17 protein-coding genes are annotated in these 13,578 nt (G+C 49.3%); 8 read left to right on the top strand and 9 right to left on the bottom strand.

What is annotated here, in order from left to right; genetic code table 11:
* Positions 1 to 70: 70 nt before the first annotated feature.
* The 3 genes from PPG34_RS17245 to PPG34_RS17235 form a co-directional block, all read right to left on the bottom strand.
* Complete coding sequence (locus PPG34_RS17245; RefSeq protein ID WP_313834686.1) at positions 71 to 730, bottom strand: class I SAM-dependent methyltransferase; 660 nt, start codon at positions 728 to 730, stop codon at positions 71 to 73.
* A gap of 39 nt (positions 731 to 769) precedes the next feature.
* A complete protein-coding gene (locus PPG34_RS17240; protein ID WP_313834685.1) occupies positions 770 to 1,180 on the bottom strand; it encodes a hypothetical protein in 411 nt (136 codons plus the stop codon).
* A 137-nt stretch (positions 1,181 to 1,317) separates the two neighbouring features.
* A complete protein-coding gene (locus PPG34_RS17235) occupies positions 1,318 to 2,337 on the bottom strand; it encodes a Vgb family protein (protein ID WP_313834684.1) in 1,020 nt (339 codons plus the stop codon).
* Between the two features lie 378 nt (positions 2,338 to 2,715).
* Here PPG34_RS17235 and PPG34_RS17230 point away from each other — a divergent pair, with 378 nt between their 5' ends.
* Together PPG34_RS17230 and PPG34_RS17225 are read left to right on the top strand one after the other, a co-directional pair.
* Positions 2,716 to 3,684: a hypothetical protein gene (locus tag PPG34_RS17230; protein WP_313834683.1), complete on the top strand. Its 969-nt coding sequence runs from the start codon at positions 2,716 to 2,718 to the stop codon at positions 3,682 to 3,684.
* 138 nt (positions 3,685 to 3,822) lie between these two features.
* Entirely contained in the window at positions 3,823 to 4,458 is a 636-nt protein-coding gene (locus tag PPG34_RS17225) for a DUF1326 domain-containing protein (protein WP_313834682.1), read from the top strand.
* Positions 4,459 to 4,546: 88 nt separating this feature from the next.
* Here PPG34_RS17225 and PPG34_RS17220 read toward each other — a convergent pair whose 3' ends face one another.
* On the bottom strand, positions 4,547 to 5,050 hold the full coding sequence (locus PPG34_RS17220) for a hypothetical protein (protein WP_313834681.1): 504 nt from the start codon (positions 5,048 to 5,050) through the stop codon (positions 4,547 to 4,549).
* On the bottom strand, positions 5,020 to 5,334 hold the full coding sequence (locus tag PPG34_RS17215) for a hypothetical protein (protein WP_313834680.1): 315 nt from the start codon (positions 5,332 to 5,334) through the stop codon (positions 5,020 to 5,022). The genes PPG34_RS17220 and PPG34_RS17215 overlap by 31 nt, the downstream gene beginning before the upstream one ends.
* Before the next feature lie 231 nt (positions 5,335 to 5,565).
* Here PPG34_RS17215 and PPG34_RS17210 point away from each other — a divergent pair, with 231 nt between their 5' ends.
* Positions 5,566 to 5,982, top strand: coding sequence for a CBS domain-containing protein (locus PPG34_RS17210; protein ID WP_313834679.1), 417 nt, complete (start codon positions 5,566 to 5,568; stop codon positions 5,980 to 5,982).
* A 55-nt stretch (positions 5,983 to 6,037) separates the two neighbouring features.
* On the opposite strand, the gene PPG34_RS17205 is transcribed toward PPG34_RS17210, so the two are convergent.
* The 3 genes from PPG34_RS17205 to PPG34_RS17195 are packed head-to-tail and all read right to left on the bottom strand — an operon-like array spanning position 6,038 to position 8,130.
* A complete protein-coding gene (locus PPG34_RS17205) occupies positions 6,038 to 7,024 on the bottom strand; it encodes an aldo/keto reductase (protein ID WP_313834678.1) in 987 nt (328 codons plus the stop codon).
* Between the two features lie 3 nt (positions 7,025 to 7,027).
* Entirely contained in the window at positions 7,028 to 7,768 is a 741-nt protein-coding gene (locus PPG34_RS17200; RefSeq protein ID WP_313834677.1) for a TerC family protein, read from the bottom strand.
* A gap of 32 nt (positions 7,769 to 7,800) precedes the next feature.
* A complete protein-coding gene (locus PPG34_RS17195) occupies positions 7,801 to 8,130 on the bottom strand; it encodes a YnfA family protein (RefSeq protein WP_313834676.1) in 330 nt (109 codons plus the stop codon).
* A gap of 148 nt (positions 8,131 to 8,278) precedes the next feature.
* On the opposite strand from PPG34_RS17195, the gene PPG34_RS17190 reads away from it, so the two are divergent.
* From PPG34_RS17190 to PPG34_RS17180, 3 genes are all read left to right on the top strand, one after another.
* Positions 8,279 to 8,941 carry a DUF2959 domain-containing protein gene (locus PPG34_RS17190; RefSeq protein WP_313834675.1) on the top strand — a complete coding sequence of 221 codons (663 nt, stop codon included), beginning with the start codon at positions 8,279 to 8,281 and terminating at the stop codon, positions 8,939 to 8,941.
* A gap of 40 nt (positions 8,942 to 8,981) precedes the next feature.
* Complete coding sequence (locus PPG34_RS17185) at positions 8,982 to 9,230, top strand: GlsB/YeaQ/YmgE family stress response membrane protein (RefSeq protein WP_313834674.1); 249 nt, start codon at positions 8,982 to 8,984, stop codon at positions 9,228 to 9,230.
* A gap of 434 nt (positions 9,231 to 9,664) precedes the next feature.
* Positions 9,665 to 11,014 carry a DEAD/DEAH box helicase gene (locus tag PPG34_RS17180; protein ID WP_313834673.1) on the top strand — a complete coding sequence of 450 codons (1,350 nt, stop codon included), beginning with the start codon at positions 9,665 to 9,667 and terminating at the stop codon, positions 11,012 to 11,014.
* Between the two features lie 90 nt (positions 11,015 to 11,104).
* On the opposite strand, the gene PPG34_RS17175 is transcribed toward PPG34_RS17180, so the two are convergent.
* Positions 11,105 to 11,461: a winged helix-turn-helix transcriptional regulator gene (locus tag PPG34_RS17175; protein WP_313834672.1), complete on the bottom strand. Its 357-nt coding sequence runs from the start codon at positions 11,459 to 11,461 to the stop codon at positions 11,105 to 11,107.
* A 241-nt stretch (positions 11,462 to 11,702) separates the two neighbouring features.
* Here PPG34_RS17175 and PPG34_RS17170 point away from each other — a divergent pair, with 241 nt between their 5' ends.
* Positions 11,703 to 11,888, top strand: a complete 186-nt coding sequence (locus tag PPG34_RS17170; protein ID WP_313834671.1) for a hypothetical protein — start codon at positions 11,703 to 11,705, stop codon at positions 11,886 to 11,888.
* 29 nt (positions 11,889 to 11,917) lie between these two features.
* Positions 11,918 to 13,573 (top strand): sigma-70 family RNA polymerase sigma factor, encoded by a 1,656-nt coding sequence (locus PPG34_RS17165; RefSeq protein WP_313834670.1) that lies wholly within the window; start codon positions 11,918 to 11,920, stop codon positions 13,571 to 13,573.
* Positions 13,574 to 13,578 lie beyond the last annotated feature (5 nt).

The following is a 13,578-nucleotide window of genomic DNA, read 5'->3' as shown; positions in this document are numbered from 1 at the left end:
CCTGCATTATCGTATAGAATCCATGCATCGACAAGGGGTTGATATGTGTCTTGGAAGTTCCGCTGGGCAGCTATGTATTGCTGAGATAAATATCAAAGCGGTGGTTTTTGGTTTTGATCGAGGTGTGCGGCTTGAGGTCGGCAAGAAAGTCCGCATAGCTCGGACGTTTGACCACCACACGGTTCGCGGCAATGGTAAGTGAGAGTTTCAAGAGTTCTTTGGCGTCATCGTCTTGCCCTACGATTTCTTGCAGTATCCGGTTTTCTTTTTTGACTAGGGCTGATTTTTCTTTGTGGGGAAACATCGGATCAAGATAAATCACCTCGGGTTCGAATGGCATTTTGCGGAGTTCTTGGCGGCTTTCGCCACAGGACAGCGAGAGTTTCTCTTTGATCAAGGCGCCGATTTTTTCATCTTGTTCAGCTCGACGTAATCCATCTTCAAGAAGCGTGGCGATGATTTCCGATCGTTCGATCATGTGGACGCGACAGCCCAGGGTTGCAAGCACAAAGGCATCTCGTCCCCAACCTGCGGTGGCATCGATGACGTTGGGGCGATGGCCTTTTTTGATCCCCACGGCTCTGCTGATGGCTTCGCCACCGGCATGGCCATATTTTCTGCGGTAGGCGGTTTTGCCTGACAGGAAATCAATGAACACCGGAGCGATGTTCGGCGCGTCCTGATCCACCAATTGCCAGTGGTCGTGATGTTGTTGAAGTCGATACTTCATCCACGCAACGTTGGATTCGTTCTGACCAGTGGGGAGCTTTTAGTATCCTCGCCCGCTGCCACCGCGCCCCATTCTTGAAAACGGCAGGGCCTCATATCGTTCTTTTAGTGCAGGATGTTGATTAAGATATTCCTTCACGGCTGCATCGTTGGCGAAGATCTCTGGGCTACGCTGGCGATATTCGTCGATGGTCAAGTTATGCGTGGCTAAGAGTGTGCTGAGCTTTGCATTGATGTCCTCTCCCATTTTCTTCATTTGCGCGGGGTCTGGTCGCCCGCCTTTTCCGTATTGATTTCCCCCAGAAAAGTAGTTGGTCATCATTTCGCCAATTTCGATGCGTGCGTTGACAAACTTTCCGACTTCAGCCGGGTCTGCGGCCAAGCCAGTTCCTGTGAAGATCATGAAGCCCAGGGAGATCCCAATAAGATAGCGTGTGAATTTTGTGGCCATGGTTTCCTCTTAAAATGTTGGAATAAAAATGGGGTTGTCGAGTCGCGTGCATCATACCATCTCGGATGGTGCTCTGCAGCTAAGATTCATGGAGAGGTCTATTGATTCCCAGTTGCCTAAATGTTGCGAATGAAAGATTAGGGGAGTGTGACGCGGGCGATGGTGTTGGTGTCGGTGCCGAACCAGATGGTTTGTGTGGGCTGATGATAGAACATGTGGCGAACGGAGCCGCCTCCGCTTTTGATCGGGGTGATGCTGATGACCTTTTTGGTTTTCGTGTCAAATCCAACGAGGCGGTTGGGAAAAGAGCCGGTTTCGACAAACCAGATTCGATCCTGATTATCGACCGTCATCCCATACGGACGTGCGTCCTGTTCTCCGGGGGCTTTCCATTCTTCGACGCTCCCTTTGCTGGGAAGGTATTGTCCCAGATAACCGCCCGCGTAATCCACGTACCAGATGGCATTATCCGAGGTCACGGCCAGTCGTCGAGGGCGAGCATTTTTTCTTGGAAGTTCGATCTCTCGAACGGCGTGAGTGTTTATATCAATGGTTCCAAGTTTGTTGGTGCCAAATTCCGTGAACCAGGGAATCTGTCTTCCATCGACAACAATGCCATAGGGTCGTGCAGAAGGTGTTGGCAGGGGCATAAGGTCAACGTGGCCTGAGTTCATCATCAAACGCCCAACAAAATTTCCTCCCTGAACTGTGAACCAAATTTCATTGGACTTTCCGAATACGAGAGTGTGTGGATCGTCGGCAGCTGGGTTGGGCATCGCATATTTGGTGATATGCCCGGTTGCGGGATCGAGTGTTCCAATGTGTGCGGCACGGTTGCCCGCGTACCACACCTGGTCTTTGGAGTCGACAATGAGATTGTGTGGGCCGGTGCCGGGGTCAAGCGGGTATTGAGTGAATTTAGAGGTTGTCGGGTCGAGAATGGCGAGGTAATCGCCCGCTTGACCGACAAACCACACGCGATTGTGTTGATCGACAAACGGATCTCGCGGCCTAGTTTGTTCCCAGGGTACGTCCCATTCGGTGATCTCTACTGGGTTGAGTGGGAGCACTGCTCCATGGGTGGGTGAGTTTGTGCATCCCACGAGGGCGAGCAGGATTATGAGTGGGCTGAGGAATGCCATGTGAGAGGTGCCCAACTATCCCTTCTTTTTAGCCTTTTTTTCGGCCCGTTTTTCTTTGGTGCTTTTGGAAGGTTTTTTCTTCGTTTCTTTGCGTGAGTCTTGGCTTTTGGCCATGGGTTTAACTCCTTTAGGGTGAATTATGGGCTGTGCTGATGATGTGGTACCAAGAGGCTCTGGGTTTTGCAAGCCCTTGGGCAATCCTGCCGAAAGATTGCTACAAGGGACGACATGTGATGTCCGTTCTTGACGGATAGAGACACGACGCTGAAGGTTGGGAGCCCTTCGTTTTCCTCTGTTGTACCCATTGCCATCATCAGCGCATTTTTATTGGAAGTTCCGTGGAACTGGCGGTTTCGCCACGCGGTCTATATTCCTTGAAGGAGTACGTGTGTTATGAATCGTGAACGGTTAGTTGAGTTACGTCGGCGATTAAGTGGTACAGGCCATGTGGGATATCACATCGGTCTGGTGAGTGTAAGTGCGACCATTGCTATATTGTTACCCTATGCGGCTCAAGGGTTTCTCATGTATTGGGGGTTGGTCAAAAATGAAAAGGTGTATTTGGTCTCCGCCGAAATTGGCGTGGCCATGGTGCTGATTATTGTCTTGAATTTTCTCGGGCGAAGCCTTCGGGATGGAAAACTGGCGAAAGCGGCTCGGGGGGCCGGGTTGGTGCATGTGTTTCCCGGAGGACGGCGTGTGTCATCGGCACGCATCACGTCGTTGATTCAGGACCATGGGTTTCCCCGCCATGTGATGATCATTGGTTCGACGGGAAATACGTTTGTCGATCCCGAGGGGGATTTGCATTTTGTGTTGAAGCATTGTTTGGAGGCCAAGGTCATGTTGATGAACCCCTCCAGTGCGAATGCGCGGGCACGGGCTCAGTCCATTTTCCATCCCGACATCACCCTGGAAAGTTTAATGGCACAAACCAAGGCAAGCATCGAGTATCTCAAACGGTTGCGCGCCGCGCAGAAGAATGTACGGGTAAAATTTTATTCGGATGATCCCAATGTGAAGCTGGCTATCCTTGGAGATCATATCTGGTTGCAGCATTACCACACCAATTTAGATATCCAATACATGCCCATGTATGCCTTTCAATACAATCCGAAGGAGCACGGCTTGTATACAATTTTCTATCAGCTTTTTGTCGAGAAGTGGGAGCATCTGGACACTCCGGAATATGATTTGGAAACGGATGATTTGGTGTATCGCTGGGAAGATGGCACTGAAAAGCGGCGGGTTCCTTTTTCCTGGGCCGGTGTGCCGAGGGTGTTTCCACCGTCGGTATCCCCTGGGGTGAGTTCGTTTCATGAAAATGGCGCGGTGGTCGAAACGCCGGTTGCTGTAATGTAAATGTAAGTGAAGGCCGCTACAGTCCTTTTTGAAGGCGCCTGCTAAACGGTGGGATGTGACAGAACGTGAGGTCATTAAACACAGAGAATTTGGGCTTCCCTTGAACCGGTGAATGTGGGGGATTCGGCGGGGCTTATTATGACAGATCAATGGATGATTCGCGGGGTGGAGTATTCAAACTGCAATTGCGCCTATGGCTGGGGGAGTCAATTCAATGCGCCATTGACTCAAGGACTTTGCGCGGCATTGGATTCTGGATATATTGCGGAAGGATATTTTAATGAGACGCAACTCGACGGATTGAGTTACGTGTTGCTGCTTCAATGGCCCCATGAAATGGTTGCCGGGAATGGGAAACAGCAGATCTTCATCGATCAGCGGGCGAATTCCGCGCAACGCGAAGCCTTAAGAAAAATTTTGCACGGAGAGTCCACTAGGCCCGGTGCGACTCATTTTTTTTCTTTCAATCGACGCATATCCACAGTGTTGGCTCCTCAATTCGTACCGATTGACATCGCGATCAATGTGCCTGCCCGAAAGGCGATGGTTTACGTCCCAGGGATTCTTGAGTCTTTTGGGCAACCCCTTCGAGACCCGGTGACGGGGACCGCAGTTCGGGCTTGTATTAATTTGCCGGATGGATCGGAAACTACGAGGGCCGAGGTGGGCAATGGATCAACTTGGGCTCAAGCGGGAATTACCTTAAACCTCTCGGAAAGCTATGGGCAATTCAATTTATTGCATGTCAATCAGGATGGATGGGTTCGGACCTGATTTTCTGTCTATGATTTTTCATTAACGGATCAGTTTTCTTTCAGCATGCCGGGTGGCCTTGGCTTCCATGGGTGAATCTTCGCCTATTTCAGGGCATGCCTTCTTTGGTAAGGGTAAAGTTTTCGAATTCGTCACCGGATACTTCATGGTTGTTTTCCATCCCCGCAACGACTCTATGTAGTGTGATCGTGGTGAGGGTAAATTTATTCTCCTCCTGTTTGACCGTAAAGGGCTCGCCCCTAGTGTAAATATATTCTTTAGGAGCAAATCCAAATCGTACGAGAATATAGTATTCCCCGGGCGCGAGGCGAACGGATTTTTTTTGATCGAGGGGGATTTTGGTAACTGCCCGAGTGGGACCGACGGTTTTGACTAAGGCAAATTGACCTGAATCATTTTGGATGGTCAATATATTTCCCGGTTGCTCCGCGTAGCTTATGCCGGTTTGGCCTACCAACCAGACTATAAGCACCAGCCACATCGTGGTCCAATTTTTGGAGGGTAACGGTTTTCGAATTTTTTGTATGAATTGCACTGGAAGCACGGTGTCCTCTTTATTATTTAACTTGGTGGCAAAAGCGGCCCCGCCCATTGTCCTTTGATGCGTTGCACATCCACTAAATTGTTCGGTGGTCCAAGGTCCGCCATAAGTTTGGTATCGATCCGTCCATGGCTGACGAGTAGGAGTTGTGGTTCGCCAATGTTTGGCGGTTTATACCAGTACCAGCCCGGACAATCCGGAAGGGCGTCACTCCAGTTCGGTACCACATGCCGGAGTTCTCGTTCGAGTTTCGTTTGAACATGTGATGGATCATGATCACCTAAAGTCGGGCGAAGGCTTTCGTAAATTGCTTCAACATGGGCTCGTAGGGTCATGATTCTACTTTTGGTCTCGGTTATGTTCCTAGAATAGGTGAAGGGACTTTCGCTTTTCAATGCGATCTTCGAGGCTTACTCTATTGGGAGTAATGTTAGAAAGATTGTGAGGAAGTTTGCCCCTATTCTTTCCTTGAAAGTCCTATGATTTTTATCAAAACCCTTTATCAGAATGGAGAATCTGCCGAGGAGCTACTTAGATCGGACTGAACATCAACGGGAGGGTGCCAGATGTCAAGTGGTCCATTAGGATGGAGAGCACGGGAAGTAATGAATCCCAGGGTCATGGTGACGACTCGACATGCGCGAGGTCGAGATCTTGCTGTTCAACTTTTGTCTGGAGCTTCCACAGGTATACCCGTGGTTGAACTAAATGGGTCGGTAGTTGGAATGGTGACTGAATTCGACTTGTTGAAGGCTGTTCAAGAGGGAATAAATCTTGAAGATATTGAAGCCGGCCAGATTATGACGGAATGTCCAGTGTGTGTCGAAGAAGATGCTTCTGCTGAAGAAGTGATCGGGAAGATGATTGAATATCGTATCATTCGAATACCTGTCGTTCGAGAGAACAAGCTTGTTGGCATGATTGCCCGAACAGACATCCTCAGTCATGTCCTGGAACCTGAGCTCATTGGTTTTGTGAATTGACCTAGGTTGTTCTTACGGTTCTCCTCATTTATCTGATTGTCGTCACAGGTTCCAGCTACAGGTTTACCCACGCCATCCCTGATTCATGATAACGTTTGCCAGCGGCGATACCAAAAGGCGCGATTTTATCGAGATGTGATAGTTCCTCGGGAGAAAGGCAAATTTCGATCGCTTTGATATTACTTTCAAGATGTGTTCGTTTCGTCGTGCCGGGAATAGGAATGATATTCTTTCCTTGAGAGAGGACCCAGGCTAGGGCGAGTTGGGCTAGGCTACAGCCTTTTTTTTCTGCCAAGGCTTCAATTGCTTCGACAAGGGCCAAGTTCTTCTGAAAGTTTTCGGGGCGGAATCGTGGATGCTTGCGACGCGCATCATCGTCATCCAAGTCTTCAGGTTGAGCAAAATTGTGCGCAAGAAACCCACGTCCCAAGGGGCTATAGGGGACAAACCCAATACCTAGTTCACGGCAGGTTGGAAGGATTTCTTCTTCAGGGTCGCGGGTCCACAATGAATATTCTGATTGTAGGGCTGTGATGGGATGCACAGCATGCGCTTTTCTTAGCGTGTGAACACTGGCCTCAGACAGGCCTAAGTGCCGCACCTTTCCAGCCTGCACGAGGTCAGCCATGGCGCCAACCGTTTCATCAATAGGAGTGTTGGGATCGACACGGTGTTGGTAGTAGAGGTCGATCACTTTCACTCCCAGCCGCTTAAGACTTGCCTCGCAGGCAGAGCGGACATAATCTGGTCTGCCATTTACCCCAACAAATTCCCCTTCATCATTTCGAACAATTCCAAATTTTGTCGCAAGAATAATTTTTGAGCGATGTTCCTTAAGCGCCGCTCCAACAAATCCTTCGTTGCGTCCTTGCCCGTAAATGTCTGCGGTGTCAAAAAAAGTGATTCCTTGTTCAATGGCCAGGTGTAGTGTAGCCAAGGCTTCCTTTTGATCGGTTTGGCCATAAAACTCGGACATGCTCATGCACCCGAGTCCTAAGGCAGAAACGGTCAAGCCGCTGGTTCCGAGTTGTCGATGCTTCATGGCTTATTCCGCATAGCGTTGCCGAAGTTTGACCGGTGGTGGACGACGACGGCGAATTTTTGTATTAAGCATTTCGACAAAGACTGAAAATGCCATCGCGAAATAAATATACCCTTTTGGAATATGGAAGTGCAGCCCTTCGCCTATGAGCATGACCCCGACCAGTAAGAGAAAGCTCAAGGCCAGCATTTTTATGGTGGGATGTTGATCGATGAATTCATTAATCGCGCCGGAGGCTGCCATCATGACGAGGACGGCAATGACGATAGCCGTGGCCATCACGCTCACCTGGTTTGCCATTCCAACGGCGGTAATCACGGAATCCAGAGAGAACACGATATCGAGCAAGGCGATTTGTACGATGATGGCTCCAAAAGTGGCAGCGCCTCTCGTAGTCCCATGCTCTTCTTCGCCTTCCAGTTTTTCGTGGATTTCTAACGTGCTTTTCCCGAGCAGGAAGAGCCCGCCAAGCAGCAAAATGATATCGCGTCCAGAAATTTCATGGGCCAGGATTGTAATGAGCGGAGTCGTGAGGCCCATTAACCATGCCAAGGAAAAGAGGAGCAATAAACGTGTGCCCAACGCGACGGCCAATCCCCAGAACCGCGCACGAGGTTGTTCAGCCTTGGGTAATTTCGAGGCGAGGATAGAAATAAAAATAATGTTGTCGATGCCCAGCACAATTTCGAGGGCCGTCAAGGTGCCCAAGGCAAGCCAGGTTTCTGGGTCGGCCAACCAACTCATGAGTGATACTCCTTTGCCGGATGTAAAAGATATTAGGTTCGAGGCATGTACATAATCATGATGACTCCGCTGAGGCAGAGGAACCCGCCGAGGATATCGAATCGGTCGGGCTGAGTTCCATCGAGTGCCCATCCCCAGAGTAAGGACAGGATGATAAACATGCCACCATAGGCGGCATACACTCGACCAAAATGTGCATGTTGAAAGGTGGGAATGATACCGTAGGTCATCAGAAGGATGCCACCGAGTAGACCAAAGCCTCCGGGTCTTCCCTCGCGAAGCCATTGCCATATCAAATAGCCGCCACCAATCTCGCACAGTCCAGCGAGCACATACAGTCCAAGTGAAATGGATATCGTCATGTCTGACTCCTTAGAAAAAGAAAATTCTGTCGGTGTATTATGATGTTGGTTCTTGCTCCTGTCTATGTGTATGCTCGGCGAACAACCTCAGATTCTTGGCGGAATGAGGACTATTCGGATGACTTAATTGATTGAAGGAGAGAAGCCCATGTATCAGTCTTTATTATCTAAGATGGGAATAATCATTACTGGGATGGTGCTGGTGATGATTTGTGGTGGTTGTCAGACCGCCTATTACGGGGCTATGGAAAAGTTAGGGTATCATAAGCGAGACCTCCTTGTGTCGGATGTTCAAAAAGCCCGTGATTCTCAAGAAGAGGCCAAGGACCAGTTTAAAACCGCGTTTGAGCAATTCTCCACCGTGTTGAATTTCGAAGGGGGAGAGTTGCAGGACAAATACGAAAAACTGAATGCCGAGTATGAACGTAGCGAGAGCAAGGCCCAGGCGGTTCATGATCGTATCGCCTCCGTGGAAAATGTGTCAGAGGCGTTGTTTGATGAATGGGAACTCGAATTACATCAATACTCAAATGCCAGTCTTCGCCGGGCGAGTCAGCAAAAGTTGGAGCAGACTCGGAAGCAATATGGGCAGTTGATCAAGGCCATGAAACGGGCCGAGACAAAGATGGAACCTGTCATCGCCGCGTTCAAAGACCAAGTGCTATTCTTGAAACATAATTTAAACGCACAAGCCATCGCCTCTCTCAAACAAGAACTGGTGTCGGTGGAGGGCAACATATCTTCTCTGATTAAAGATATGGAAAAGTCCATCAAGGAGGCGGATTCGTTTATTGCAGCCATGCAGGAATGATCGACATTTAGGTGAATAGTCGTCCAAAGGGAGCAAGTTTATGGGAATAATCGCTTGGATTGTGTTTGGGTTAATCGCCGGAATTGTGGCCAAATTCATTATGCCTGGGAAAGATCCAGGAGGCATGATCGTGACCAGCTTGATTGGTATTGCTGGAGCGTTGGTGGGCGGCACGATCAGTTCGATGCTGGGCTTTGGCGATGTCACAGGATTTGATATGCGCAGTATGATGGTGGCGGTTGGAGGGGCGTTATTGCTTCTCATCGCCTATCGTAAGTTGAAAGGGTAGCCATTGCTATGATGGTCCTCCAAGGTGTGATGGCCTCTAAGGGTACGTCAATCGGGAGAGAAGGGAATTTGACAGTGCGGGTATTCTACTGTACCTTGAAGCCATTGTTTGTTGAGACGGTCCGGCGACAAACAGGAAATCATAAGTAAACGGACCCGCGGTCGTATCGCGACCAGACTCCTGCTCGGAGCGGACTCCCACCTAAGTTCTGCCTCGTTTGGTTTTCTGACCACGTGTACATACGATCCCACTAAATTTTTACAGAATGTTTAATTCATCGACTCTTTGTCTTTAGAAGGCGTCGTTCCTTGATGTGCTGTAAAAAGTACACAGGAGGTCTCTGTGAACATCGCAGGGATATGTGAAGTTTGTCAGCTTCCAAGGGGCTGCACCGACATTCTGTTAACACCTCCCTTGGGAGAAGGAATGTTTTAATGACTGAATCCGTAACGTTAACGTTCGAATCACTCGGAGTGTCGGCTCCCTTGTTACAAGCTTTGTCCAAGGCTGGATTGGTAGAACCGACCCCTATTCAAGCTCAAGCCATCCCACCTGCAATGGAAGGTCGTGATGTACTGGGTTGCGCCCAAACAGGAACCGGGAAAACCGCCGCGTTTGTGATCCCCATGATTGAACGCCTGATGGCTGGCCCCAAAGGTCATCCACGCGCGCTCATCTTGGCCCCCACACGCGAGTTGGCGTTTCAAATTCAAGAGACCATCGAAAAACTTGGACGCTCGCGTCGAATATTTGCTACCACGATTGTGGGAGGCAGTGATATGAATGCGCAGATTCGCGGTCTGCGGCAGCGGCCAGATATTTTGGTCGCGACTCCAGGGCGCTTGTTGGACCATATGTGGCAAGGCACAATTTTATTAAACCATTTACAGATTGTGGTATTGGACGAAGCCGATCGAATGCTCGATATGGGCTTTGCTCCGCAACTCAACCAAATTCTGGATGCCATTCCAGAAAATCGACAGACGTTGCTCTTTTCCGCGACCATGCCTAGTGATCTTGGTGATTTAGCTCGGATGTCATTGAAGGATCCCGTACGTGCCATGGTGGCTAAATCTGCCACGCCTGCGGATGGGGTTAATCACGTTTTGCATCATACCACGTCATCAGATAAGACTCAGTTATTGCTGACTCTTCTTAAAGAAAAGCGAGAGTCCGTATTGGTGTTCACCAGAACTAAACATCGGGCTGATCGGTTGGGAGAAACCTTGGATCGGGGAGGCCATCGTGTGGCCGTGTTGCATGGCGGACGACGACTGACGCAACGCCGAGCCGCGTTGGAAGGATTTCGTGGAGGCCGGTTTCAGATTCTCGTGGCGACGGATATTGCCGCTCGTGGACTGGATGTGGCCAATATCGGGCATGTTGTCAATTATGATTTACCCAATGTTCCTGAGGACTACGTGCATCGGATTGGGCGAACGGCTCGCATGAAAACCATTGGGTCCGCCACCAGTTTTGTGACGGTGGAAGATTATCGATCCTTGCAGGCTATTGAGCGATTGCTGGGGCATGCCGTGCCTTGCGCACCCGGGAGTCGTCCTGCTGCTCGACCACAGCCAAACGGAGGCGCTCCGCGCTCTTCATTTTCAAGACCCAGATATGGACAAATGTCTGAGGGAACATCGGCCAAGCCTCGTTCCTCTAACGGAATGTCACGGCCTCGATCTGCAGAGGGCCTACATCGGGATCGTTCTGAAAGGCCAAGAAATTTTCCGCCGAACCGACCGCGTCGATCTTCGCGTCCAGCTTCATCTAGCCGATAGTGATCCATTCTGTTGGGAAGGCTCATCTTCTTTTCAAAGAAGGGGGCTTTCCCATCAGAAAATTCATCTCGCAGAGAAGTCAGAGAAATTCTAACTAGCCATTTTCTGGTTGGAGTCGTTTTGTACCCTGCCATCCCATTGTTGGGCCAGAGTGTTGAGCTGGTCCAAAACCGTGGTGAGTTCCTTCCCTTCTGCCGTTAAGCCATAGGTCACTTGCGGAGGTACGGTAGGTTTGTGCACCCGGTAAAGAATCTCGGCTTTTTCAAGGCTTCGTAACCGTTCCGTCAACATTTTCGATGAAATTCCAACAAGTTGGCGCTTAAGTTGGCCAAATCGAGTAGGACCATTTCTATGGAGCCGGCAGAGGATATAGATGGTCCATGGGCCGGAAAGTACTCTAAGGAGGGCGTCAAGAGGGCATCCGGCTGGGCTACTTGGTAATTTCATAGTTACTTTTTGGTACCTACTTTACTTTTATAATTAGTTACCTATAGTAACTAGTATAAACGAGAAAAAACAAGTGCTTCCCATCCGAATCTGAAAATGATTTCTCATAAAAATCAGTCAGCCTACTTGAATTGAGAGAAATATTGCTTATCAAAGAGAAAGACCAAGATTTTTCGATCCAGAATTCGAGAAGGGCATATGAGAATCTAAACGCAGGGAATGACTGCGAGGGAGATAAAAAATGAAGTGTCCCAAGTGCCAAGGATTAGTTATTCGAGATCAGTTATTTGACCCCGAGGGACCGAGTTTGCACATTGCCATTTTGCGGTGTCTAAATTGCGGGGGGACGACCTATGTCTCCAAAAATACCCAAAGTCAAACACTCACAAAATCATCGGCCACCCGATCCGGCTCCAAAGCCGCGTAATGTTGGGTGTACAATAAAGACAGACCATTATGAAAAAATCATTTGACATACTATCTCAAGGTGTTGAGGCGAGAACTGATCTGAGTATATCGCCAGCGGCGATGGGCAACCATTCGATGTCCTCAACCTTTTTGAAAAAGGGTGAAACTCTTTCCGCGCAGGAGAGTGCGGCAGAGTCCAAAGGCCCAGCCCATCTGTTCCTTAAAGAGATGGGGCAAGTTCCCTTGCTGAAGCAGGAGGGGGAAGTCCGATTAGCTCAACAAATTGAGCAAGGGCAGAAGGATTTGCATGCTATCTTATTCACGCTTCCGATGGTGTGGGAACATCTATGGAACGTGCATGAGTCGCTTCGTCGTGGTGAGATGGTTCTTCGAGATGTGGTTAAGCTGGAAGGGCCGGGAGAGGGTGAGGAAGCTAAAGATCCGTTAGATTCTCAAGCCGAAGAGGAGTTGTTAGCACTGACGTTACAGAGGCTTGCGATCGTGCGCCGGTATGCCAGATCCTTCCATGGGTTGTTGGAAAGACGGAATGGAAATCGATCTACCAAGCAACAGATGGCCAATTCCCAAAAAAGGCAAGAAGATCTATATCAAAAAATATTGGAAGTGGTGAAGGAGTTAAACCTTTCATCCAGTTTTCAGGCGCATTGCCTTGAGCGAGTGAAGGCCGAGAGTGGAAATGTCCGTTCATATCTCTATGCACTTCATGAGGGGGCAAAACAATTTGGGTTGTCAGAGGAAGAATTTCAGAAGTATCGGGCAAAGGCCCATTCAAATTGGGTCACACTCCTGTCCAAAAAATACAAATCGAAATTGCCCAAAGCACAGGCGGAATCCCTGTTGGCCGGTATGGTTGATGCGCAATCGAAGCTTACCCATCTCGAAGCTAATGTCATATCTATGCCTGCGTCACAGTTTTTGATCACGATAGAGAAACTAGAACAGGCGGAAAACCAAATTGATCGTGGAAAGTCCGATCTGATTAGTGCCAACCTGCGGCTCGTGGTGAGCATTGCCAAACGGTATCTTGGGCGCGGGTTGCAGTTTTTGGATTTAGTCCAAGAAGGCAACTTAGGCCTCATGAAAGCGGTCGATAAATTTGAATACCAACGGGGGTATAAATTTAGCACCTATGCCACCTGGTGGATTCGACAACGGATTACCCGGGCCCTTGCGGATCAAGCCAACACCATTCGTGTGCCAGTCCACATGCATGAGGCCATGCAAAAGGTGAAGCGGGTCAAGGGGCATTTAGTCCAACAGTTGGGTCGGGAGCCAAGATTGGAAGAGCTGGCTCATGCTTTGGACCTGCCCAACGAGAAAGTTAGAGAAATTACGGACTGCATTAAGGAGCCCATGTCGCTGGACATGCCGATGGGCGATAGCGAAGATATGCGGTTAGGCGATTTCATTGAGGATGTGAATATTTATCCACCCTATGCTGCAGCGGAGCGGTATGATGTGCAGCAAAAAGTTTCTACGGCACTTGGGGTGTTGACCGACCGTGAAGCCTATATTATCAAAAAACGTTTTGGAATTGGGTTTGAAAAAGACCACACGCTCGAAGAAATCAGTGAAGATTTTGGGGTAACTCGAGAACGCATTCGCCAAATCGAGGCTGTGGCTTTACGTAAACTTCGGCAGCCGGGTTGCGTGGAGTTGCTCCAGGGCCTTTCAGAAAACTAACGGAT

It is taken from the genome of Candidatus Nitronereus thalassa, assembly GCF_032191465.1.
Lineage (GTDB): Bacteria > Nitrospirota > Nitrospiria > Nitrospirales > UBA8639 > Nitronereus > Nitronereus thalassa.
This window is presented reverse-complemented; position numbering and strand designations above follow the sequence as displayed.

What these genes read in the sequence shown, in the direction of transcription:
- PPG34_RS17245 (WP_313834686.1), bottom strand. Translation starts at nt 730, where the DNA reads ATGAAGTATCGACTTCAACAACATCACGACCACTGGCAATTGGTGGAT.
- PPG34_RS17240 (WP_313834685.1), bottom strand. Translation starts at nt 1,180, where the DNA reads ATGGCCACAAAATTCACACGCTATCTTATTGGGATCTCCCTGGGCTTC.
- PPG34_RS17230 (WP_313834683.1), top strand. Translation starts at nt 2,716, where the DNA reads ATGAATCGTGAACGGTTAGTTGAGTTACGTCGGCGATTAAGTGGTACA.
- PPG34_RS17225 (WP_313834682.1), top strand. Translation starts at nt 3,823, where the DNA reads ATGACAGATCAATGGATGATTCGCGGGGTGGAGTATTCAAACTGCAAT.
- PPG34_RS17220 (WP_313834681.1), bottom strand. Translation starts at nt 5,050, where the DNA reads ATGGGCGGGGCCGCTTTTGCCACCAAGTTAAATAATAAAGAGGACACC.
- PPG34_RS17215 (WP_313834680.1), bottom strand. Translation starts at nt 5,334, where the DNA reads ATGACCCTACGAGCCCATGTTGAAGCAATTTACGAAAGCCTTCGCCCG.
- PPG34_RS17210 (WP_313834679.1), top strand. Translation starts at nt 5,566, where the DNA reads ATGTCAAGTGGTCCATTAGGATGGAGAGCACGGGAAGTAATGAATCCC.
- PPG34_RS17205 (WP_313834678.1), bottom strand. Translation starts at nt 7,024, where the DNA reads ATGAAGCATCGACAACTCGGAACCAGCGGCTTGACCGTTTCTGCCTTA.
- PPG34_RS17200 (WP_313834677.1), bottom strand. Translation starts at nt 7,768, where the DNA reads ATGAGTTGGTTGGCCGACCCAGAAACCTGGCTTGCCTTGGGCACCTTG.
- PPG34_RS17195 (WP_313834676.1), bottom strand. Translation starts at nt 8,130, where the DNA reads ATGACGATATCCATTTCACTTGGACTGTATGTGCTCGCTGGACTGTGC.
- PPG34_RS17190 (WP_313834675.1), top strand. Translation starts at nt 8,279, where the DNA reads ATGTATCAGTCTTTATTATCTAAGATGGGAATAATCATTACTGGGATG.
- PPG34_RS17185 (WP_313834674.1), top strand. Translation starts at nt 8,982, where the DNA reads ATGGGAATAATCGCTTGGATTGTGTTTGGGTTAATCGCCGGAATTGTG.
- PPG34_RS17180 (WP_313834673.1), top strand. Translation starts at nt 9,665, where the DNA reads ATGACTGAATCCGTAACGTTAACGTTCGAATCACTCGGAGTGTCGGCT.
- PPG34_RS17175 (WP_313834672.1), bottom strand. Translation starts at nt 11,461, where the DNA reads ATGAAATTACCAAGTAGCCCAGCCGGATGCCCTCTTGACGCCCTCCTT.
- PPG34_RS17170 (WP_313834671.1), top strand. Translation starts at nt 11,703, where the DNA reads ATGAAGTGTCCCAAGTGCCAAGGATTAGTTATTCGAGATCAGTTATTT.
- PPG34_RS17165 (WP_313834670.1), top strand. Translation starts at nt 11,918, where the DNA reads ATGAAAAAATCATTTGACATACTATCTCAAGGTGTTGAGGCGAGAACT.